This window comes from Kitasatospora sp. NPDC089509, assembly GCF_044749365.1.
Classification (GTDB): domain Bacteria; phylum Actinomycetota; class Actinomycetes; order Streptomycetales; family Streptomycetaceae; genus Kitasatospora.
Window position 1 is genome coordinate 1 of sequence record NZ_JBIVHS010000047.1, and the last position, 21,869, is coordinate 21,869.

The window sequence follows — 21,869 nt, forward strand, 5'->3', positions numbered from 1 at the left end:
GCCTTCCAGCGGGCCCTCCGGGCGCTTCGTTCTTTCGTGTTTCCAGCTTACCAGATGTTTTCCGCTCCGTTTTCCGGAGTTTCATTCATCCGATTCCCGCTGGCGGGATTTCCTGCGAACTTCGTCCCGAAGCCTATCAAAGCTTTCGGAGTGTTCCGTCCGTGGGATTTGCTTCATCAGAGGGTGCGCATTTCGTGAAATGCACTCGCCTCGATTTCGGCGGTGTCGTAGACACTAACGCCCGGGCCCGACCGTTGTCCAGTCAGTCCCAACCGTTCAAACCTACTAGCCCACCCTCACCACGTCAATGGTTTGGTCGGGATGCGAGAAGAGTAGCAGGTCAGCGGCCTGTTGATCACATCGGCTCAGGCCGCGACGGGCTGAAGGTCCGCCCGATCGGCCGCATCCACATCGCCGAACTCTCCGCTCGCCGCCGCCTTTCGGCCCAGCCCCAGGGCATAGAGGAGGAAGGCCGCCTCGGCCACCACGCCGATGGAAATGCGCGCCCAGGTCGGCAGGCCGGACGGGGTGACGAAGGCTTCGAGCACACCGGAGACCGCCAGCACCGTCGCCAGGCCCATCGCCATGCCGACGATCGAGCGGCCCTGTTCCGCCAGGGCCACCCCACGGGTGCGCGGTCCGGGGTCGATGACCGTCCAACCGAGGCGCAGGCCCAGGCCGCCGGCCACGAAGACCGCGGTCAGCTCCAGCAGGCCGTGCGGAATGAGCAGGCCGAGGAAGGTGTCGAGCCGCCCGGCCGAGGCCATCAGTCCGATGCCGATGCCGAGGTTGACCACATTGGTCCACATCACCATGAGCACCGGAATGCCCAGCGCGATCCCGAAGACCAGGCACTGCGCCGCCACCCAGGCGTTGTTCGTCCAGACCTGGGCCGCGAAGGAGCTGGCCGGCCGGTCCGAGTAGTAGGCCTCGTACTGTCCGCCGGGGCGGGTCATCTCCCGCAGGTCGTCGGAGGTGAGAAGGCTGTTGCGGACCTCGGGGTGGGTGGCCATCCACCAGGCGAGCAGCACGGTGAGCACCATCGACACGGCCGCCACCGGCACCCACCAGCGGCGGGCGCGGTACAGCGCGGCCGGGAAGCTGACCGTGTAGTAGCGGGCGACGTCCTGCCACCCGCTGCTGCGAGCGCCGGTCACCGTGCTGCGGGCCCGCGAGACCAGACCGGTCAGCCGGCTGACCAGGGCCGGATCCGGCGCGGCGGCCTGAACCTTGGCGAGGTGGCCGGTGGCGCGCTGGTAGAGCGTGACCAGCTCGTCGGCCTCCTCACCGCTGAGCCGGCGCCTGCGGGCGAGGGCGTCCAGCCGGGCCCACTCCCCCTGGTGGGTGGCGACGAAGACGTCCAGGTCCATTCGGCGGCTCCATGGTCGGCGATGGCGCGAGGCGATGGCGCGAAGCGCGCGTGCGCGGTCGGGCAGGTACGTACGGACACGTGCGGGCCCAGCATGCCAGGAGCCGTCACCACCCCGGCCGTCGGGATCTCACTTCCCGTGCGCCCACCGGGCGCCGTATGTTGGCCGCTGCGGATCGGACTGCGGAGAGCGGGCAGTGGGGGCCGATCCAACCGCACTCCACCCGCCCGCGTGAACGTGAACGGACAGGTGTCTTGAGCGACCTGGTGACGGGTGAGGCGGTCGTCCTCGACCTGCAGACGGCGAAGCTTCCGAGCAGGGCTCTGGCGGTCGTCCTCGACCTGCTCATCGAGTTCGCCGCGCTGTTCGTCACCACCCTGGTGATGACCGTCGCCCTGTCCGACCTGGACAGCGCCGCACTGGCGGCCACCATGATCGGCATGACGGTGTTCTACCTGATCGCCCTGCCGGTGATGATCGAGACCCTCAGCCACGGGCGCTCGGTCGGCAAGGCCGCGCTCGGTCTGCGGGTGGTGCGCACCGACGGCGGGCCGGTGCGGTTCCGGCACTCGCTGGTGCGCGGGCTGGTGGGCTTCTTCGAGGTGATCGCGATAACCGGCGCCCCGGCCGTGATCACCTCCGCGCTGAACTCGGACGGCAAGCGGCTTGGCGACATCTTCGCCGGGACGGTGGTGGTCCGCGAGCGCACCCCGGGCGGGGCCGGTGCGACCGCTCCGCTGCCGCCGGTGCACCCCCAGCTGCTGCACGACATGGGCCGCGAGCTGGTCGCGATGGACCTGTCCGCGGTGCCCGAGCCGCTCTGGCTCGCGAGCCGCCAACTGCTCGGCCGGATCGGCCAGTTGGACCCGGGCGTGACGTTCCGGATGTCCACCGAGCTGGCCGCGGACCTGGCCGCCCGGATCGGTCACCCGGTGCCGTCGGGGCTGCACCCGGCCGCCTACCTGGGCGCGGTTCTCACCGAGCGCCAGCGCCGGGAGTGGATGCGCGCCCAGCAGCGGTTCGTGGTGCCGAACCCGATGCCGGTGCCCACCCCGCAGCCGGCCGCCGCGCCGGTCGCCGCCACGGCCGACGACCGGCCCCACCGCGTCCTCGGGATGCCCGCCGCGCCCGCCGCGCCCGCCGCGGCCCCCACTCCCCCGATCACCCCCACCACACCTGCTGCCCCGGTACCGGCCGCCCCCACCGCGCCGTCCTTCGAGAAGCCCGCAGCCCCTGCCCCCGCACCCGCACCTGCCCCTGCCCCTGCCCCCGACGCCGGCTTCGCCCCGCCCGCCTGAGCCCGCGTCCGGCCTGAGCCCACGTCCCGTCCGGGCCCGCTACTCCCCCACCACCGGCCAGGCGTTCGGCGGCGACGCCAGCTCCTCCAGCTCGACCCCCGCCGCCGCCAGCACCACGTCCCCCGCCAGGTGCACGACCTGCTGCTCCCCCGTCTCCAGGTCCGCCACCTGGTACCGCTCGACCGTCAGCACCCCCGAGTCCGTCTCGTGGGTGTCCACGCCCTCCAGCAGCCACCCCTGGTCGAAGGTGCGCGGCGCCAGCACCGGCTCGGTGAACGCCACCAGCCGTACCCGCGCGCTCGCCCCCTCCCGCAGCCGCAGCATCCGCGCGGTGGCGATCAGGAAGCCCGGCGAGCGCCCGGCGAACCCGTGCGCCCGGTCGTGGCCCTCCACCGCCTGCCCGCCACCCGGGTCGGCCGCGTCGGTGCGGACCCAGGCCACGCCGTCCACCGCGCCACCGCGCACCTGCCAGCCGCCGGCCCGCAGTTCCATCCGCAGCGGCCGGGCCCGCGAGTCCAGGGTCAGGTCGACGCCGCCGATCACCCGGCCGTCCGGCGCGTAGGTCTTGGAGACGTACCGCCAGCCGGCCGCCCCGGGCGCGCAGCTGAAGCGCTCCTCTCCGAGCAGCAGGTGGTCGTGGGTGTCGTGGAGCGAGTACCGGCCGTTGGGCATGCCCGAAGCCTACGCACGAACTCCCGTGCAACGTTCCGGGCCGGTGGCCGCATCAGTGGGTCGGACGGCGCGGGAGACGCCGTCCGAACGCCGGGAGCGGAACGACGAGAGGGGGTGCGGATGGCGAAGCCGACGCGTGACGAGGAGTTCACCGAGTACGTGGCCTCCAGGGGCGGCTGGCTGCGCAAGGTCGCCTATCTGCTGTGCGGGGACTGGCACCGGGCCGACGACCTGGTGCAGGAGACGATCACCAAGCTGTACGTGCACTGGTCGAGGGCGAGCCGGGCGGACAACCTGGACGGCTACGCCCGCCGGACGCTGGTCAACACCTTCCTCGCCGAACAGCGCACCTCCTGGTGGCGCCGCACGGTGCGGACGGACGTCGACCCGGAGAGCGCGGTCGCGGCCCTCGACCTGGAGGCCTCGCTCGACCTGCGCCGGGCCCTCGCCGCCCTGCCGCCCCGACAGCGGGCCACCGTCGTCCTGCGGTACTACTGCGACCTGTCGATCGACCAGGCCGCCGAGGCCCTGGGCTGCTCCTCGGGCAACGTGAAGAGCCAGAGCTCACGCGCTCTGGAGGCACTGCGCAACACCCTGCTCCCCCGCCCCAGCGCCGCCGCAGAGAGGACGTCATGACGAACCTCGACAACGTCGAACTGGCCGTCCGGCTGGCGGACCTGGCCGCCGAACCGGCGCCGCCGCCGACCTTCGATCCCCACACGGCCGTCGCCACCGGCCGGACCAGGCTGCGCCGTCGGCGCCGAGCGGTGGCCGCCGCGGTGGCCACCGCCACGGTGGCGGCGGTCACCGCCGCGCTGCTGCTCGTCCCCGGTGGCGGCGGCTCGTCCTCGCTCCGCCTGGTGCCGGCCGCCCCGCCGCACGGGGAGCAGGGCGTGGTCGTCCCGAAGCCGGTCCGGACAGCAGTGGGCACTCCCACCGACCCGCTGATCAGCGGCGGGACCTTCGGCTGGCTGCCGGACGGGCTGGACCCGGTCCGCGACGTCAGTTACGAGGCGGGCCAGGACGCGGTCGTCACCCGGGCCTCGCAGCCCGTCTCGAACGGGCTGAACCTGGCGCTCATCGTCCACCCCACCGGGGCCGAGCCCCCGTTGGTCGACACGGCGCAGCAGAAGCAGGTGAAGGTGCCGGCCCCGCCCGTCGACGGCCGGACCGCCTACTGGGTGACCGACCCGACGCATCCGACGTTCGACCGGCAGCGGATCCTGCGGTGGCTGACCGCCTCCGGCCGCTGGGCGCAGCTGATCTCCAGCCCGCCGCAGGACGCCGGCGTCCCCGACGACGCGCTGCTCCGCGTCGCGGCCGAGGCCGTGGTGGACGAGCGGCCCGTCCCGATGCCGTTCTGGTTCTCCGGCCTGCCGACCGGCACCCGGGTGACGGGGGCGGCGGTGACCCGCCCGGCGAACGGGCAGCCCTGGACCGCCAGCGCCGACCTGTGGCTCGACGGCAAGACCCTCGGCGTCTTCGTCCTGCCCGACGACAACCGGCGGTACGGGAAGACCGACACCCGCTGCCGCCGCGAGCAGGGCCTGCAGATCTGCGCCACGGCCGAGAGCGACGACCTGCCGCTGGCCCCGCAACTCGGCGACCTGGACGCGGTGACCAACCTGATGCACGTCACCGGCCCGGACGAGAAGACCTGGACCACCCGGGTCATCCGCTGAACACGCCGGTGGCCGGCACCCCCGGGCGGGGGTGCCGGCCACCGGCGTCGCAGGCGTCACCGCATCAGTAGCGGTACTGCTCCGCCTTGTACGGGCCCTCGACCGGAACGCCGATGTAGTCGGCCTGCTCCTGGCTCAGGGTGGTCAGCTTCACGCCCAGCGCGTCGAGGTGCAGGCGGGCGACCTTCTCGTCCAGGTGCTTCGGCAGCACGTAGACGCCGATCGGGTACTGCTCGGTCTTCGTGAACAGCTCGATCTGGGCGATCGTCTGGTTCGCGAAGGAGTTGGACATCACGAAGGACGGGTGGCCGGTCGCGTTGCCCAGGTTCAGCAGGCGGCCCTCGGACAGCACGATGATGGTGCGGCCGTCGGCCTTGCGCCACTCGTGGACCTGCGGCTTGACCTCGGTCTTCACGACGCCGTCGAGCTTGGCCAGGCCGGCCATGTCGATCTCGTTGTCGAAGTGGCCGATGTTGCCCACGATGGCCTGGTGCTTCATCCGGGCCATGTGCGAGGCCATGATGATGTCCTTGTTGCCCGTGGTCGTGATGAAGATGTCGGCGATCTCGACGACGTCCTCCAGCGTGGCGACCTGGTAGCCGTCCATCGCCGCCTGCAGCGCGCAGATCGGGTCGATCTCGGTGACGATGACGCGGGCGCCCTGGCCGCGCAGCGACTCGGCGCAGCCCTTGCCGACGTCGCCGTAGCCGCAGACCACGGCGACCTTGCCGCCGATCAGGACGTCGGTGGCGCGGTTGATGCCGTCGATCAGCGAGTGGCGGCAGCCGTACTTGTTGTCGAACTTCGACTTGGTGACCGAGTCGTTGACGTTGATCGCCGGGAACAGCAGCTGGCCGTCACGGTGCATCTCGTACAGGCGGTGGACACCGGTGGTGGTCTCCTCGGTGACGCCCTTGATGGTGGCGGCGACCTCGGTCCACTTGTTCGGGGTGTCCTTGAGGGTGCGGTTGAGCAGCTCCAGGATGATCCGGAACTCGTCGTTGTCCGCGGTGGACGGGTCCGGGGCGGCACCGGTCTTCTCGAACTCGACGCCCTTGTGGATCAGCAGGGTGGCGTCGCCGCCGTCGTCCAGGATCATGTTCGGGGTCTTGCCGTCGGGCCAGGTGAGCGCCTGCTCGGTGCACCACCAGTACTCCTCCAGGGTCTCGCCCTTCCAGGCGAAGACCGGCACGCCCTGCGGGTTCTCCGGGGTGCCCTCCGGGCCGACGGCGATGGCGGCGGCCGCGTGGTCCTGGGTGGAGAAGATGTTGCAGGAGCACCAGCGGACCTCGGCACCGAGCGCCGTCAGGGTCTCGATCAGCACCGCGGTCTGGATGGTCATGTGCAGCGAGCCGGTGATCCGGGCGCCGGCCAGGGGCTGCGACTCCGCGTACTCGGCGCGGATGGACATCAGGCCGGGCATCTCGTGCTCGGCCAGCTGGATCTCCTTGCGGCCGAACGGCGCCAGGGAAAGGTCGGCGACCTTGAAGTCACCGGTGATGTCGGTCGACATGCGTCTGCTCCTCGCTGATGGGGGTGGGGCACGGCCAAAGGTCCGGATGTGCGTTGCGCATGGCGGGCCGTACGGGTGCACGGCTACGCCGGGGCGCCCTGGTCCCGTGGTGCGGACCGGCTCCCCGCTGCGCAGCACAAACCGTCGGAGGACCTCTCTCCCTCGACCGGCGCACACCCTACGGGCGCGGACCGCCGATCGACCGCCATCAGCAGCGACGTTCTGGCTCTGGTGACGAATCTACACCGGCGGCCCCGTCGGCCGTCCGCCGATGACCGATTTCGGTCGCGGACCCGACCGCCGCTCGACCGGGGCCCGAGCCGCGTCCCCGGGCGTCGCGCAGGACGGACCGTCAGTGCGCGGGGGCCGGTCCGGGACCGCCCGGGGTGGCGGCCGGGTCCTCGCCCGCAGCGGCCTTCTCCGCGCTGTAGACGTCCGGCTCCAGGTAGATCGCCCGGGCGATCGGGACGGCGGCGCGGACCCGCTCCTCGGCCTCGTCGATGGCCCGCGCCACCCGGGCGGCGCTGTCCTCCGCGTTGACGGCGATCTTGGCGGCGACCAGCAGTTCCTCGGGGCCGAGGTGCAGGGTGCGCATGTGGATCACCCCGGTGACCGACTCGCCGTCCACCAGCGCGGCACGGATCCGCCGCACCGACTCCTTGTCGGCGGACTCGCCGAGCAGCAGCGACTTGGTCTCCAGCGCGAGCACCACGGCGATCAGCACCAGCAGCACGCCGATGGCCAGGGTGCCGACGCCGTCCCAGACGCCGTTCCCGGTGACCACGGTGAGCGAGACGCCGAACAGCGCGAGCACCAGGCCGATCAGCGCGCCGGTGTCCTCCAGCAGCACCACCGGCAGCTCCGGCGCCTTGGCGGTGCGGATGTACTGCACCCAGCCCTGACCGCCCTTGGCCTTGGTGGACTCGCGCACCGCGGTCAGGAAGGACCAGCCCTCCATCGCGACGGCGAAGAGCAGCACGCCCACCGCCCAGCCCCAGGAGTCCAGCGTCTCGGGGTGGTTGACCTTGTGCCAGCCCTCGTAGACGGCGAACAGTCCGCCGACGCTGAACAGCACGATCGCCACCAGAAAGCCGTAGACGTAGCGCTCGCGCCCGTACCCGAACGGGTGCTCCTCGTCGGCCGCCCGGCGCGCCCGCTTGCCGCCGATCAGCAGCAGCACCTGGTTGCCGGAGTCGGCGACCGAGTGCACGCCCTCGGCCAGCATCGAGGAGGATCCGGTGAAGCCGAAGGCGGTGAACTTGGCCGCCGCGATCGCCAGGTTCGCGGACAGCGCCGCGACGAGTGCCTTCGTTCCGCCCTCAGTGCTCATGCGGAGAACGCTAGCGGGAAGGCCGTCAGGACTGCGCGGCGGCGAGCCCCAGGTAGACGGCGGCGAAGTCGGTCAGCGCGACCAGGTCGGCCAGCGCGTGCAGCGGGTCCGGGCGGGTGCTCGCGTACTCGGTCAGCCGGACGTCGTGGGCGGCGGCGAGCCGGTGCGCGCGGCTCGCGCCGAAGCTGCGCGGCCGCTCGTCGTCCTCGGTCACCTCGGCCGGGCCGTCCTGCTCCCCCACCGCGACGGTGCCGGCGGCGCTACCGGCCGCGGTACCCGGGAGGTGCCGCAGCAGCAGCACCTGGAGGTGCAGCGGGTCGGGCTCCTCGACCCGGTCGCGGAAGAAGTCGTCCGGGTCCGCGCCCGCGCCCAACTGGCCGGTGAACATGCCGCGGTGGGCGGTGAGCACCTGCGGCAGCGACCCGGCCAGCGCCGGGCGGCCGGCCCGGTCGGCGAGCTGGGCGGCGAACCGGCCGGCGGCCGCCCCGGCGAGCGGGCCCTCGGCCCACAGCAGCGGGACCGTCCCGGCCAGCCGGGCGGCCAGCCCCTTGGCCGGGTTGGTGTACGCGGCGGCGTCCGGGCGGCAGCGCACGGCGGCGGCGTCCAGCAGGTCGGCGACGCCCGGCAGCGCGTCGTACGGCAGCTGGGTGAGGCCGAGCTTCTGGGTGAGCGCCAGCAACGGGGTCAGGTGGGACCACAGCGCGGCCGGGTCCTCGGCCGGCAGGTCCGGCTCGGCGGCCGGCGCGGCGGGCCGGCCCTCGTCGGGCAGCACCCCGGCGACGTACGGCAGCGGCAGGGCGCGCACCTGCAGCGCGGCCTCGGCCAGCGGGCTGCCGGCCGGGGCGGTGACGACGATGGCGCAGCCGCGCGCGTAGGCCTGCTCGGCGAGGCCGATCAGGCCCCGCTCGCCGCCGTCGGCGGAGCTGATCACCAGCAGGTCGAGCGGGCCGGCCCAGCCGGGCAGTTGCCAGCCGAGTCCGGCGGTGAAGACCGGCGGGGCGCCGGCCCGGTCGGCCCGCGGGGCGGCGGCCTCGGTCGGCGGCAGCGGGGTGACCAGGGTGGCGGAGCCGGCCAGCGCGGCGAGGACCTCGGCGGCGGTCAGGGCACTGCCGTGCCCGGCGACCAGGACGGTGCGCGGGCGGCCGTCCGGGCGCAGCCGGTCGAGGCCGGCCGCGTCGGCCTGCCGCAGCGCGGTGCGGACCCGGGCGCCGGCGCCGGCCAGGGACAGCAGGGCGCGGTCGTGGTCGGCGCGCTGGAGGGCGGCCGGGTCGTCGAGCAGGGTGTCGTCGAGCATGCGGCGGGCCTCCGGCTGTCCTGTGGGCGGCGGGCGCGGTTGGGGCTCTGGCGCGGTTGGGGCTCTGGCGCCGTCGGGGCGCCGGGCGCCCCAACAGGATCAGGCCGGGCGGCGGGCCTCGTCCACCAGGAGGACCGGAATGCCCTCGCGGATCGGGTACGCGAGGCCGCAGTCCGCGCCGGTGCAGACCAGCTCGGGCTGGTCCTCGGTGCCGCCCTCGACGAGCGCGGCCCGGCACTGCGGGCAGACCAGGATCTCCAGCAGGAAGGATTCGAGCTTCATGGGGCTCTCCAAAGTTCGGGGGTGGCACGGAGGTGCCCCGGCCGATAGGCAACCCTACCGGCCGGGGCACCCGGGCCCGCGGTCAGGCGCAGCGGATCGGCGGACGATCAGCCGCGGACGATCGCGAGCACACCGTCGCGCAGTTCGGCCATCTTCGCCGGGTCCTTGGCCTCGACGTTCAGGCGCAGCAGCGGCTCGGTGTTGGAGGCGCGCAGGTTGAACCACCAGTCCTGGCCGGCCACGGTGAGGCCGTCCAGCTCGTCGACGGCGGTGCCCTCCAGGCCGGCGTAGGCGGCGCGCACGGCGGCGGTGCTGGCGGCCTGGTCGGCGACGGTGCTGTTGATCTCGCCGGAGGCGGCGTAGCGGTCGTACTCGGCGGTCAGCTCGGAGAGCGTGCCCGGCTGCCCGCCGAGCGCGGCCAGCACGTGCAGCGCGGCGAGCATGCCGGTGTCGGCGCGCCAGAAGTCGCGGAAGTAGTAGTGCGCGGAGTGCTCGCCGCCGAAGACGGCGTCGGTGACGGCCATCTCCTGCTTGATGAAGGAGTGGCCGACCCGGGTGCGCACCGGGGTGGCGCCGAGCTCGCGGACCACCTCGGGGACGGTCCAGGAGGTGATCAGGTTGTGGATGATCGTCGGCTCGGCCTCGCCGGCGGCCTGGGCGCGGGCGATCTCGCGGGCGGCGACCAGGGCGGTGATCGCGGACGGGGAGACCGGCTCGCCGCGCTCGTCGACGACGAAGCAGCGGTCGGCGTCGCCGTCGAAGGCCAGGCCGAGGTCGGCTCCGACCTCGCGGACCTTGGCCTGGAGGTCGACCAGGTTCTTCGGGTCGAGCGGGTTGGCCTCGTGGTTGGGGAAGGTGCCGTCCAGTTCGAAGTACATCGGGACGAGGTCGATCGGCAGGCCGTCGAAGACGGTCGGCACGGTGTGGCCGCCCATGCCGTTGCCGGCGTCCACGGCGACCTTCAGCGGGCGGATCGCGGTGAGGTCGACCAGGCCCAGCAGGTGGTCGGCGTAGCCGCGCAGGGTCTCCTGGGCGGAGAGCGCGCCGGGCTTGACGTCCTTGGCCGGGACGGTGACGGTGTCGTCCTCGGCGGTCCAGGACTCGACCAGCTCGCGGATCTCGGACAGGCCGGTGTCCTGGCCGACCGGGGCGGCGCCGGCCCGGCAGAGCTTGATGCCGTTGTACTGGGCCGGGTTGTGGCTGGCGGTGAACATCGCACCGGGCAGGTCGAGCTTGCCGCTGGCGTAGTAGAGCTGGTCGGTCGAGCAGAGGCCGATCTCGACCACGTCGGCGCCGTAGGCCGCCGCGCCCTCGGCGAAGGCCCGGCTGAGCGACGGGGAGGAGGGGCGCATGTCGTGCCCGACCACGATCGCGGACGCGCCGGTGACCTGCACGAACGCGGCGCCGAAGGCCCGGGACAGGCTCTCGTCCCACTGGTCCGGGACGACGCCTCGGACGTCGTACGCCTTCACGAGCTGCTTGAGGTCGCGCACTGCGGCTCCACCCTGGTTCTCTGCTGATCGATACGTCGGGCCACCCCGCCCGTCGCTCGACGGGTCGCGGTGGGGTCAGACGGGCAGCGTACCCGGGCCGGGCGAACGCGCCGTGCGGGTGAGGCGCTCAGTTGTCGGGCGAGCGCAGCACCCGGAGGTGGCCGCGGCGGCCGCCCTCGGTGGAATCGGGGTCGGGACCGCGGCCCTGACGGGGGGTCTGCGGGCGGGCGGCCTCGCGGACGGCGTTGGCGAGGGCTTCCAGGTCGTCGCTGCTGCGGCGCAGCGGCCCGGCCTCGGCGGCCAGCCGGACCACCTCCCAGCCGCGCGGGGCGGTGAGCCGCTCGGCGTGCTCGGCGCACAGGTCGTAGCAGTGCGGCTCGGCGTAGGTGGCGAGCGGGCCCAGGACGGCGGTGGAGTCCGCGTAGACGTACGTCAGCGTCGCGACGGCCGGTCGGCCGCACGCGGTCCGCGAACAACGACGTACAGAGCTCACGAAGGTGGACGGTACCGCACTCCCCGCCGGGGAGCGAAGACCGCCTGCCCGGTGGGGGTGCCGTGTCGCGGTCCGGGTACCCGCCCGCGCCCCCCGGCGCGCCGCCCGGCTCCCGTCGTCCGGCTCGCTCCGGCCGTTCGGGCACGCGCCGCCGCACCGGTGATTCCCCCGTCGGAGTGGTCCACTTCCGACCAACCAAGGACTACTCTCGGCAGTGATATGGACAGCTCCGCACCGCAGTCATCGACAGGGCCCTCGCGCCGCCCGCGGCACCGCGACCGGCACGGCAGGGGGCTGCGCGGCCCGCTGGCGCCGCCCCAGGTGCCGATCTCGCTCACCCGCTCCGAGCTCTTCGACGACTACGTGCGTGAGTCGGTGGAGCGGTTGGAGCGGCGGTGGCCGCAGCTGATCGAGGTGGAGTTCGCCGTGCAGGAGGTACCGCTGCACGAGCCGGACGGCTCCGACACCGAGGACGGCGTGCCGCTGGGCCGGGTGTCGCCGGGTCAGAAGGGGCGCAAGAGCCAGATCGTGGTGTACCGGCGGCCGGTGGAGATCCGGGCGAAGACCCGGGAGGACCGGGCGGCGCTGGTGCACGAGATCCTGATCGAGCAGGTGGCCGAGCTGCTCGGCCTGTCGCCGGACGCGATCGACCCGCGCTACGACGAGGAGTGACCTCCCGGGTGCCCCGGTCGGGGGCACCCGGTGCGCCGGACTCGCGAGGCCCTAGCGCAGCACCACGCCCGGGTCCTGGGTGGCCCGCGGGACCTGGACGGTGCTGCGGTCGTCGCGCAGCGCCTGGACGGTGAACATCGGCACGTCCTTGGTGGGGACGGAGAGCATCCGGGCGGCGACCACCGGGCCGCCGGACTCGGTCTCCACGGTGACCGCGAAGACGCCGTTCAGCCCGGCGGGCTCGGGTGCCGGGATCGCGACCGTGCCGCCGGCCGGGATCTGCACCTCCTTGGTCGCCGGGGTGCCGCCGCCGCTGCCGGCCGATCCGGTGACCTTGACGGTGGCGGCGTCGCCGCTGGAGGTCAGGAACACCGTGGAGGCGCCGGCCCGGTTGTCGGCGACGGTGGCGCGGGCGCCGACCGGGACGCTGCCGCTGAGCCAGGCCGCGTCGCTCTTGCCGTTGCCGCCGGTGCGGTCGACCCGCAGGCCGGCCACGATCCTGGTGGGGTGCTTGTCGTCGGTGGGCGACAGCCGCAGCCCGGCGACCTCGTCCCGGGTGACCTTGCCGAGGTCGACGGCGGCCACCATGCCCGCCTTGACGTGGATCGACTCGTTGCCGGCCGGGGTGAACCAGCCGTTCTTGCCGGAGAGCTGGATCTTCAGGTCGGCGTCGTCCTCCGGCGGTGCCCAGACCACCAGGTGGGCGGCGGAGGTGTCGGCGGGCAGACCGGCCATCACCTGGGTCGGGGCCGGGTCGGCCGAGGCCGGGATCCAGTCGGCGCCCTTGTTGCCGTCGGCGGCGTGCAGCGCGGCGCCGATCCGGCCGGAGCGCACCACCACGTTGACGGCGAGGTCGTTGACCGCGCCCTTGCTGAGGGTCGACAGCAGGACGGACTGCGAGCTGCCCGGGGCGACGGTGATGCCGTTGGCGGCGTCGTTGTCGATCAGGCCCTTGTCGCCGTACAGCTTGATGTCGACCACGGCGGCCGAGGACTCGGGGTTGACCAGGCTGAGGTAGTCGACCCGGTCGCCGGCCGTGCTGGCCCCGGCGAACCAGAAGTTGGTGTTCTCCGGGGTGCAGGTGAGGCCGGACAGGCCCGTGCCGCGCTGCTCGGTGACCACGGTGGTCTGGGAGACGGTGAAGCCGGGGGCGAGCGCGCCGTTGGCGACGGCTCCGATGCCGGGGGCGTTGTCGCCGTTGCTCGCCGGGCCGGTGGCCGGGGTGCCGGGCTTGGTGACGGTCAGCTTGGCGTCGGCGGGCGCGGCGTTCTTGTCCGGAGCCGGGGTGGCCGGCGCGCCGGAGCCGCTCGGGGCCGCGCTCGGCGCCTGGGTGGCCGGGGCCGAGGAGGCGGCGGTCGGCGGGACGGCCGGGGCGGACTCCTCGGAGAGCCAGCCCGCGCCGCCGGTGGCGGAGCCGGTGCCGGGCGGGGTGTAGGCGGTCAGCGTGGTGGAGCCGGTCAGGCCCTGGAACGGCTGGGGGCAGACCGCCGCGGTCCGCTCGACCTGGGCGGTGCTCGGGGCGGCCCCGCCGTCCGCCTTGGCCGGGCTCGCCGGGGGGCGCGCCTCGGCGATCCCGAACACCGCGGCCAGCACCACGGCCGCGGCCAGCAGGGACTGGGTGGTCTTCCCCGCGGACCGGCCGGGGAGCCGCACCGACGGACCGGCGGACCCGGTCGGCTCGGCGGACTCGGCCGCCCCGGCGGTCTCGGTCGGCTCGAAGGGCTCCTCGGCCCCGGCGCCGGACTTCTTCCTGAAAGCGGGCTTCTTCATCGCGGGTCAGCTCCCCGATCCGTGCTGGTGCGGACGGTAGTTCCCAGAGGAGTGGCCGGTGCCGCCCGGGTCGTTGGGGTCGTAGTACGGCTCGCCCTGCTGCTGGCCGGGCAGCCAGGCCTGCGGGGACTGCTGCTCGGGCTGCTGCTGGTAGGGGTCGTAGCCGTACTGCTCCTGCGGGTACGGCTCGTAGCCCTGCTGCTGTTCGTAGCCCTGCTGCGGGTAGCCCTGCTGCTGCCCGTCGTAGCCCTGGCCCTGGTAGCCCTGCCCGTCGTACCCCTGGTTGCCGTACGGCACGGCGGCCGGCTGCTGGGCCGCGTACTGGTCGTAGCTGTACGGGTCGGCCTGCTGGTACGTCTGGTACGGGTCGGTGTACGGCTCCGCCTCCTGGACGGCGGCGGCCGCCTGGACGGCCTCGGTCACCGGCTCGCCGGTCGGCTGGGCCGGGATCGTGCCGGGCCGGCCGTCGTACACCCCGGGCTCGTCGGCGCCGGGCTCGCCGCCCTCGCCGCGCTCGGCCATCCGGCGGGCCCGGCGGCTGCCGGGGGCGGGGGTCTGCGCCTGGGCGGCGGCGGCCAGCGCGGCGGCGGCCACCACCTCCTCGGGCAGGTCGTCGTCCTTGTGGTTGCGGCGGCCGGGCAGGGCCAGCACCAGGATGGTGAGGCCGAGCAGCACCTGGGCCCAGATCCAGCCGGTGTGGGCGAGGCCGCCCTCCCGGGTGACGCTCAGCTTGCCGCCGGCGGCCGGGAGCTTGAAGCCCTGCGCCCAGCCGTCGACCGTGACGGACTCCAGGGCGGTGCCGTTCACGGTGGCCTTCCACTCGGGGGCGGCGGACTCGGCGAGCCGCAGCACCCGGCCGTCCGGGCCGGCCGGGACGGTGCCGGTGAGGTCGCGGGCCCCGGACGGGACGACCACCGGGTTGGCGCCCGGGGCGGTGATCACCGCGCGCACCGCGGGGGCGCCGTTGACCTGCCAGAGCGCGGAGTCGCGGTCCTGGTTGGCCTTGACCAGGCCGGGGGTGGTGTCCAGGACGTCCTTGAAGGCGTCCACGGCCTGGCGCTCGACCAGCACGTAGGCGATGCCGTAGCCGGCCAGGGCGTTCGCCTGGTCGGCGCCGGAGCCGGCCAGCAGGCTGCCGACCATCCGGTTCAGGCCGTCCTGGGTGCCGGTGGCCGGGTCGACGGTGGACTCCGCCTGGCCGAGGGTCAGGCCGGCGCCGCGCACCACGCTGTAGCGGACGTCGCCCTTCTGGCCGGTGACGATCAGGGTGCGGGACCGGTCGGTGGTGCCGGCCTCCTCGGCGATGAAGGCGGGCACCTGGTCGGCCTGGGAGCGCTGCAGCGGGCCGCCGGCGCCGGTCAGCGCCCACCACAGGCCGGTGCCCAGCGGGGCGAGCACGGCGGTGGCCACCACCAGGGCGGCCACCGGCTGACGCCAGCCGAAGGCGATCCCGGCGACCCGGGCGTTGGCGCCGTCGGCGCCGATCGCGGCGGCGGCGAGCAGGGCGATCCCGGCGATCAGGGTGGCCGGGCCGGCCCAGGCGGGCACCGGCTGGCCGCCGGAGGCGGGGGTGACGGAGGTGCCCGCCACCGCGACCGCGAAGACCAGGCCGGCCCCGGCCGCGCCCCAGGCGGCGAGCACCGCGCGGCGCCGGTCGGCGCGCAGCAGCGCGGCCAGCGCGGCCAGCACCACACCGGTGGACAGCCAGACCGGCGGCACGCCGGCGCCGCCCGGGTTGACCAGCAGCAGGCCGGCCGCGCTCGCCCCGGCGCCGTGCAGGCCGGGCAGGCCGGCCTCCAGCAGCAGCCACTGCGGGTGCGACAGCACCTTCAGCGACCAGGGGGCGAGCACCGCGACCGGCACCGCGAGGATCACCAGGACGCGCAGCCCGAGCAGCCGCAGCGCGGTGCCGCCGGAGCCGAAGGCGCCGCCGCGCAGCACCGCGAGGAGCAGCACGGCCAGGCACAGCGGTACGGCGAGCGCCCAGGTCAGCGGGACGAAGGCGGTGGCCAGGGTGAGCAGCAGGACGGTCATCCAGACCGGCCGCCAGCCGGGGCGGGCGCCCTTGGCGGCGCTCTCCTGGCGGATGCCGAGGCCGGCCGAGATCGCGGCGGCGCGGGCCAGCGGCGGCAGCAGCACGGCGAGGACGGCGGTGCCGATCCGGCCCTGGGCGAGCGCGCCGGTCGCGGCGGGCAGCAGCGCGTAGGTGGCGCTGGCCCAGGCGCGGACCAGCTTGGAGTCCAGCAGCGGCCGGGAGACCAGGTAGGCGCTGACCGCGGCGAGCGGGACGGTGAGCACGACCAGCAGGGTGAGCGCGAGGTCGGCGTGGCCGAACAGCAGCCAGGAGAGCACCGCGAGCACCCCGAGGTACGGCGGTGCGGTGGCGCTGGAGCCGGTGCCGATCGGGTGCCAGGCGTCGGCGTACATCGCCCAGAGGCCGCCGGCGCCGTCGGAGGCGGGCAGCAGCGCGCCGCCGAACAGCGAGCCGCTGCCGAACAGGCCGCGGCAGGCGACCAGGGCGAACACCAGCAGGGCGGCGAACAGCACCGGCGCGGGGCGTCGGGCCAGCTTCTTGATCAGCGCGAACTGCTCGACGACCAGGTCCTCGCCGTCCTCGTCGCCGCCCGCCTCGACCGAGCCGTGCCGGCTGCCGGAGTCGTCGCCGCCCCCTATCCCGAGCGAGCCGATGACGCCCTCGACGGCGAGCCGGGTGGTCGCGCCGGGGGCCGGGAAGAGCGTGCGGTCGTCCAGCGGGTCCGCCGCGCGGGTCCGGGAGCGCTGCTTGCGGGCGGCCAACAGCCTTGGGAAGCGGACGAGTTCGTGGCCGAGACCGGCCAGTTCGTCGACCGCCTGGCGCGGGTCCTTGCCGAGCAGGTTGGTGACGGCGCGCACCAGGGTGCCGAGCACCAGGCGCAGCAGCACGTACGGGAACAGCGCGCCCCGGCAGTTGGCGAGCAGGGTGTAGACGGCGCCGGCCTTGTCCACCCGGTGCGGGTGGGAGGCGCCGCAGTCGATCGCCCGGCGCTCGCGGCTGGCCGCCTCGGCGTGCCGCAGCACGGCGTCGGGGGCGATCACCACGCGGTGGCCGGCGGCGTTGACCCGCCAGCAGAAGTCGGTGTCGTCCCGCATCAGCGGGAGGGCCCGGTCGAAGCCGCCGAGCTGCTCGAAGACGTCCCGGCGCACCAGCATGCCCGCGCTGGAGACGGCGAGCACCGGGCGGACCTGGTCGTGCTGGCCCTGGTCCTGCTCGCGGCGGTCCAGACCGGTCCAGCGGCGGCCGGAGCGGGCGATGGTGACGCCGACCTCCAGCAGCTGGCGGCGGTCGTACCAGCTGCGCAGCTTGGGGCCGACCACGGCGGCGCTCGGGGTGGAGTCGGCGACCTGGAGCAGTCGGCGCAGCGCGTCGGTCTGCGGTTCGCAGTCGTCGTGCAGCAGCCAGAGCCATTCGACCGGCTCGGTCTCGCGCGGGCCGCCGCGGCCGAGGTCGTCCTCCTGGCCGAGCGGGTCGCCGAAGTCGTCCCAGCCGCCGGTGACCGGGTCGTAGCCGGAGGGGTCGAGCCGGTACGGGAGGTCCTCCGGCCGCAGCGGGGCGCTGCCCGCCACGGCCTCGGCGACGGCGGTGCCGAAGCCGGCCCGGCGGCCGAGCACCAGCGGGCCGCTCTCGGGCAGCCAGTCGGCCAGGGTGTCGGCGAGCAGCTGCGGGGAGTTGTCGGTGGATCCGGTGTCGACCGCGAGGATCCGCTGGACCTGGCGGTCCTGGCCGAGCAGGCCGGCCAGGGCCTGCGGCAGCCAGCGGGCGCCGTCGTGCGAGACGATCACCGCGGTGACCAGGTGACGCGGGTAGGCGGGCGGCCTGGCAGCGGTGAAGCCGCTCTGGTGGCTGTAGACGGTCATCGAGTGCGCGGGCCCCAGTTCTCGGTGGACACAGCCGGTGAACGGCAACCGGATGGCGCACCACACTAACGGCTCCGGATGGCCACTTCGTGCCCGGTGCCGGTGGGGAGGACGTGAAGAAGCGGGGCCGGGACCGGCGGGAACGCCCCGGGGAGGCGGAGGTCGAAGGCCGGGAAGACACCGGGAACACGCCGGGAACACGAAAGCGCCCCACCGTCGCGGTGAGGCGCTCGTACAGCTGTGCGGCCGTCCGCCGTTGGCGGAGGGTCAGCGGGTCCGGGAGTCGTCCCGATCAGACCGCACTCTTCTTGAGCCGGCGGCGCTCGCGCTCGGAGAGACCGCCCCAGATGCCGAAGCGCTCGTCATTGGCGAGGGCGTACTCCAGGCACTCCGAGCGGACCTCGCAGGCGAGGCAGACCTTCTTGGCCTCGCGGGTCGAGCCGCCCTTCTCGGGGAAGAAGGACTCGGGGTCGGTCTGGGCGCACAACGCGCGCTCCTGCCAACCGAGTTCCTCCTCTTCCTCCGCGATGCCGTCCCCGATCAACAGCTCAAAGAGCTCGCTCATGTGTGGCGCGCCTCCTCTGCCCCTACTTGGCGTCCCCGTGGTTGCCGTTGCCTCGTGCGGCTGACGACACGAGTGAAATTACAGTTGCGTCACTCTGGCCCAGTCAAGCCGAGCTCTGGTATTGAGGCCGGGATTCACTCCCTGGCACCAAGCCGTTACGAATAGTGTACATATCCGGACACATCGGACCTTCGGCCCGAAAGCCCTGAACGGCGTGGAACCGCCCGCAACCACTCGCAGGATGACGCCCGGTCACCGTCACAGGCCGGTCATCGGCCTGCCTTCCCGGCGATCTTCCCATCGAAACATAGAGAGTGATGAATCACCCCATCCGGGACGGATCCGGAACTAACCCACTCGAATGCCGCATCAATGGGTTTGACACCGCCCCCGCGGATGCGGTCTCCTTTCCTCCATGTCAGAGTTCGCCAGCCCCCGGAGCGGTTCCACCCTCCGTCGTGCCGTGAACTCCTGTTGTCGCCTCTGTTCCTGCTGTATCTAGGCGCCCGCGTCCCACCGCGCGCCGCCGCCAGGAAGCACAGAGGCCGCCCGCGACTCCCGCCCCAGGACATCCCGGATCCGGCTGCTCCCCGACCAGCCGACCCATCCGAGGACGACTCCCGTGCGCATGATCCGCATCCGCAAGCGGAACCGCGACCGCAACAAGCTCGCCCGCCGCGGCCCCGCCCGTACCGCCCCTGCCACCCGTACCGCCCGCTGGACGGACGGCCTCAGCGACGTGTCCATCGCCGGCGACCCGCTCGCCTTCCCGCACCTGGCCCGCACCGACCTGCCCGACCACCCCACCACCGTCGCCGGTTACGCCCGGCTGGTCCGCGAGATCGCCGCCGACCGCGCCCGCTGGGAGCCGCTGGTCCGCTACGACGCGCTCACCCGCTGGTACGCCCGGCTGGAGACCGGCCCCGGCTACGAGGTCTGGCTGCTCAGCTGGCTGCCCGGCCAGAGCAGCGGCTTCCACGACCACGGCGCCTCCTCCGGCGTCATGACCGTCGTCCAGGGCGAGCTGATCGAACGCTCCCACGGCCGCAGCGGCGAGGACGCCCGCACCCTGCGCCCCGGCGGCCGACGGGTGTTCTCCGGCGGCTACCTGCACGAGGTGGTCAACGGCGCCCTCGAACCCGCCGTCTCCATCCACCTCTACACCCCGGGCCTGACCGAGATGAACCAGTACGGCAGCGCCACCGCCGTCCCGGACCAGCACCCGCACACCCCCGCCCAGACGCCCTGAACCCGGACTGACGGGCAGTCCGACCGTGGCAGGATGACCTCATGCGCATCGTGGCACTGGCAGGCGGGATCGGCGGGGCGCGCTTTCTGCGCGGGCTCCTCGCGGCGGTCGGACCGCAGGACGAGATCACCGTCATCGGCAACACCGGCGACGACATCCACCTCTTCGGCCTCAAGGTCTGTCCCGACCTCGACACCGTGATGTACACCCTCGGCGGCGGCATCCACGAGGAACAGGGCTGGGGCCGGACCGACGAGACCTGGTCGATCAAGGCCGAGATGAAGGAGTACGGCGTCGGCCCCGCGTGGTTCGGGCTCGGCGACCGGGACTTCGCCACCCACCTCGTCCGCAGCCAGATGCTCACCGCCGGGTACAGCCTCAGCCAGGTCACCGAGGCGCTGTGCGTGCGCTGGAAGCCGGGCGTGCGGCTGCTGCCGATGAGCGACGACCGGGTCGAGACCCACGTGCGGATCACCGACGAGCAGGGCACCCGGGCGATCCACTTCCAGGAGTACTGGGTCAAGCTGCACGCCGCCGTCGACGCCGAGGCGATCATCCCGGTCGGCGCGGACACCGCCAAGCCCGCGCCCGGCGTGCTGGAGGCCCTCGCCGCAGCCGACGTCATCCTCTTCCCGCCGTCCAACCCGGTCGTCTCGATCGGCACCATCCTCGCCGTCCCCGGCATCCGGGAGGCCGTCGCCGCCGCCCCGGCACCGGTGGTCGGGCTCTCCCCGATCATCGGCGGGGCGCCGGTGCGCGGCATGGCCGACAAGGTGCTCGCCGCCGTCGGCGTCGAGGCCACCGCCGAGGCCGTCGCGCTGAACTACGGCGCCGACCTCGTCGACGGGTGGCTGGTGGACACCGCGGACTCCGGTGCCGTGCCGACCGTCGAGGCCGCCGGGATCGCCTGCCGGGCCGTCCCGCTGCTGATGACCGACGTCGAGGCCACCGCCGCGATGGCCCGGGCCGCGCTGGAGCTCGCCGAGCAGGTGCGCGCGTGACGCTGACCGTCGTCGGGGTCGAGGGGCTGCCGGAGATCGAGGCCGGGGCCGACCTCGCCGGACTGATCGCCAAGGCCGGGACGTACCAGGACGGCGACATCGTGGTGGTCACCTCGAAGGTCGTCAGCAAGGCCGAGGGCCGGCTGCTGCACGCCGCCGACCGCGAGGCCGCGATCGACGCCGAGACCGTCCGGGTGGTCGCCCGACGCGGGCACGCCCGGATCGTGGAGAACCGCAACGGCTTCGTCATGGCCGCCGCCGGGGTCGACGCCTCCAACACCGCCCCCGGCACCGTGCTGCTGCTGCCCGAGGACCCGGACGCCTCGGCCCGGGTGCTGCGCGCCCGGCTCCAGGAGCTCACCGGCCGCCGGCTCGCCGTCGTCGTCACCGACACCTTCGGCCGGCCCTGGCGCAGCGGGCTCACCGACGTCGCGATCGGCGCCGCCGGGCTCTCCGTCCTGGAGGACCACCGGGGGCGCACCGACAGCCACGGCAACGAGCTGGCGCTCACCGTCACCGCCACCGCCGACGAACTCGCCGCCGCCGCCGACCTGGTCAAGGGCAAGGCCACCGGCGTCCCGGTCGCCGTCGTGCGCGGGTTGGGGCACCTCGTCACCACCGAGGACGGCGAGGGCACCCGGCCGCTGGTGCGCTCCGCCGGCCAGGACATGTTCCGGCTCGGCACCTCCGAGGCGCTGCGCCAGGCCGTCACCCTGCGGCGCACCGTCCGGTCCTTCACCGAGGCCCCGGTCGACCCGGGCGCCGTCCGGCGCGCGGTGGCCGCCGCCGTCACCGCGCCGGCCCCGCACCACACCACGCCGTGGCGCTTCGTCCTGGTGGAGTCCGCCGAGACCCGCACCCGGCTGCTCGACGCCATGCTCGCCGCCTGGCAGCGCGACCTGCGCGAGCTGGACGGCTGGGACGAGGCCCGGATCGCCCGCCGCACCGCCCGCGGCGACGTGCTGCGCAACGCCCCGTACCTGGTGGTGCCCTGTCTGGTGATGGACGGCTCGCACGACTACCCGGACCCGCGCCGGGCCGCCGCCGAGCGGGAGATGTTCACCGTCGCGGCCGGCGCCGCCGTGCAGAACCTGCTGGTCGCCCTGACCGGCGAGGGCTACGGCTCCGCCTGGGTGTCCTCCACCATGTTCTGCCGCGACACCGTCCGGGCCGCCCTGGACCTGCCCGACCACTGGGACCCGATGGGCGCCGTCGCCGTCGGCCGCCCCGCCGAACCCCCGCGCGCCCGCCCGGACCGCGACGCCGAGGCCTTCATCGCGGTGCGGTAGCG

The 21,869-nt window shown here is 74.0% G+C and carries 19 protein-coding genes; 8 read left to right on the plus strand and 11 right to left on the minus strand.

The features are described from left to right. Positions 1-198: hypothetical protein (locus tag ACIP4P_RS44285; protein ID WP_400929959.1), on the plus strand; the 198-nt coding region annotated here is incomplete at its 5' end. Positions 199-365: 167 nt separating this feature from the next. Here ACIP4P_RS44285 and ACIP4P_RS44290 read toward each other — a convergent pair. Continuing rightward, positions 366-1,370 (minus strand): stage II sporulation protein M, encoded by a 1,005-nt coding sequence (locus tag ACIP4P_RS44290; protein ID WP_400929962.1) that lies wholly within the window; start codon positions 1,368-1,370, stop codon positions 366-368. A 254-nt stretch (positions 1,371-1,624) separates the two neighbouring features. Here ACIP4P_RS44290 and ACIP4P_RS44295 point away from each other — a divergent pair, with 254 nt between their 5' ends. After that, positions 1,625-2,668 (plus strand): RDD family protein, encoded by a 1,044-nt coding sequence (locus tag ACIP4P_RS44295; RefSeq protein ID WP_400929965.1) that lies wholly within the window; start codon positions 1,625-1,627, stop codon positions 2,666-2,668. Positions 2,669-2,707: 39 nt separating this feature from the next. On the opposite strand, the gene ACIP4P_RS44300 is transcribed toward ACIP4P_RS44295, so the two are convergent. Next, on the minus strand, positions 2,708-3,340 hold the full coding sequence (locus ACIP4P_RS44300; RefSeq protein WP_400929968.1) for a hypothetical protein: 633 nt from the start codon (positions 3,338-3,340) through the stop codon (positions 2,708-2,710). A gap of 120 nt (positions 3,341-3,460) precedes the next feature. Between ACIP4P_RS44300 and ACIP4P_RS44305 the strand changes: the two genes are divergently transcribed. Both ACIP4P_RS44305 and ACIP4P_RS44310 read left to right on the plus strand, forming a co-directional pair. After that, the gene (locus ACIP4P_RS44305; protein ID WP_400929971.1) at positions 3,461-3,976 is read left to right on the plus strand and encodes a SigE family RNA polymerase sigma factor; all 516 of its coding nucleotides are present in this window, start codon (positions 3,461-3,463) and stop codon (positions 3,974-3,976) included. Beyond that, positions 3,973-5,022 (plus strand): hypothetical protein, encoded by a 1,050-nt coding sequence (locus ACIP4P_RS44310; RefSeq protein ID WP_400929974.1) that lies wholly within the window; start codon positions 3,973-3,975, stop codon positions 5,020-5,022. The genes ACIP4P_RS44305 and ACIP4P_RS44310 overlap by 4 nt, the downstream gene beginning before the upstream one ends. Before the next feature lie 64 nt (positions 5,023-5,086). Here ACIP4P_RS44310 and ahcY read toward each other — a convergent pair whose 3' ends face one another. The 6 genes from ahcY to ACIP4P_RS44340 form a co-directional block, all read right to left on the minus strand. Further along, positions 5,087-6,535 carry an adenosylhomocysteinase gene (gene ahcY, locus ACIP4P_RS44315; RefSeq protein WP_400929977.1) on the minus strand — a complete coding sequence of 483 codons (1,449 nt, stop codon included), beginning with the start codon at positions 6,533-6,535 and terminating at the stop codon, positions 5,087-5,089. Between the two features lie 352 nt (positions 6,536-6,887). Next, on the minus strand, positions 6,888-7,865 hold the full coding sequence (locus ACIP4P_RS44320) for a cation diffusion facilitator family transporter (RefSeq protein ID WP_400929980.1): 978 nt from the start codon (positions 7,863-7,865) through the stop codon (positions 6,888-6,890). 25 nt (positions 7,866-7,890) lie between these two features. Then, on the minus strand, positions 7,891-9,159 hold the full coding sequence (locus tag ACIP4P_RS44325) for an SIS domain-containing protein (RefSeq protein ID WP_400929983.1): 1,269 nt from the start codon (positions 9,157-9,159) through the stop codon (positions 7,891-7,893). Positions 9,160-9,258: 99 nt separating this feature from the next. Then, a complete protein-coding gene (locus ACIP4P_RS44330) occupies positions 9,259-9,441 on the minus strand; it encodes a Trm112 family protein (RefSeq protein ID WP_350517958.1) in 183 nt (60 codons plus the stop codon). A gap of 107 nt (positions 9,442-9,548) precedes the next feature. Continuing rightward, complete coding sequence (locus tag ACIP4P_RS44335) at positions 9,549-10,934, minus strand: phosphomannomutase/phosphoglucomutase (protein ID WP_400929987.1); 1,386 nt, start codon at positions 10,932-10,934, stop codon at positions 9,549-9,551. A 127-nt stretch (positions 10,935-11,061) separates the two neighbouring features. Next, positions 11,062-11,427 (minus strand): DUF3499 domain-containing protein, encoded by a 366-nt coding sequence (locus tag ACIP4P_RS44340; protein WP_350517956.1) that lies wholly within the window; start codon positions 11,425-11,427, stop codon positions 11,062-11,064. A 219-nt stretch (positions 11,428-11,646) separates the two neighbouring features. On the opposite strand from ACIP4P_RS44340, the gene ACIP4P_RS44345 reads away from it, so the two are divergent. Beyond that, entirely contained in the window at positions 11,647-12,099 is a 453-nt protein-coding gene (locus ACIP4P_RS44345) for a metallopeptidase family protein (protein WP_350517955.1), read from the plus strand. A gap of 51 nt (positions 12,100-12,150) precedes the next feature. On the opposite strand, the gene ACIP4P_RS44350 is transcribed toward ACIP4P_RS44345, so the two are convergent. The 3 genes from ACIP4P_RS44350 to ACIP4P_RS44360 form a co-directional block, all read right to left on the minus strand. Beyond that, positions 12,151-13,869 (minus strand): DUF5719 family protein, encoded by a 1,719-nt coding sequence (locus tag ACIP4P_RS44350; protein WP_400929992.1) that lies wholly within the window; start codon positions 13,867-13,869, stop codon positions 12,151-12,153. 6 nt (positions 13,870-13,875) lie between these two features. Next, complete coding sequence (locus tag ACIP4P_RS44355; RefSeq protein WP_400929995.1) at positions 13,876-17,763, minus strand: glycosyltransferase family 2 protein; 3,888 nt, start codon at positions 17,761-17,763, stop codon at positions 13,876-13,878. 292 nt (positions 17,764-18,055) lie between these two features. After that, positions 18,056-18,328, minus strand: a complete 273-nt coding sequence (locus tag ACIP4P_RS44360) for a WhiB family transcriptional regulator (RefSeq protein ID WP_063349134.1) — start codon at positions 18,326-18,328, stop codon at positions 18,056-18,058. A 622-nt stretch (positions 18,329-18,950) separates the two neighbouring features. On the opposite strand from ACIP4P_RS44360, the gene ACIP4P_RS44365 reads away from it, so the two are divergent. From ACIP4P_RS44365 to ACIP4P_RS44375, 3 genes are read left to right on the plus strand one after another with little or no spacing between them, the layout of a single operon-like run. After that, complete coding sequence (locus tag ACIP4P_RS44365; protein ID WP_400929998.1) at positions 18,951-19,577, plus strand: cysteine dioxygenase; 627 nt, start codon at positions 18,951-18,953, stop codon at positions 19,575-19,577. A 41-nt stretch (positions 19,578-19,618) separates the two neighbouring features. Then, entirely contained in the window at positions 19,619-20,578 is a 960-nt protein-coding gene (gene cofD, locus ACIP4P_RS44370; protein ID WP_400930001.1) for a 2-phospho-L-lactate transferase, read from the plus strand. After that, positions 20,575-21,867, plus strand: a complete 1,293-nt coding sequence (locus ACIP4P_RS44375; RefSeq protein WP_400930004.1) for a coenzyme F420-0:L-glutamate ligase — start codon at positions 20,575-20,577, stop codon at positions 21,865-21,867. The genes cofD and ACIP4P_RS44375 overlap by 4 nt, the downstream gene beginning before the upstream one ends. Positions 21,868-21,869 lie beyond the last annotated feature (2 nt).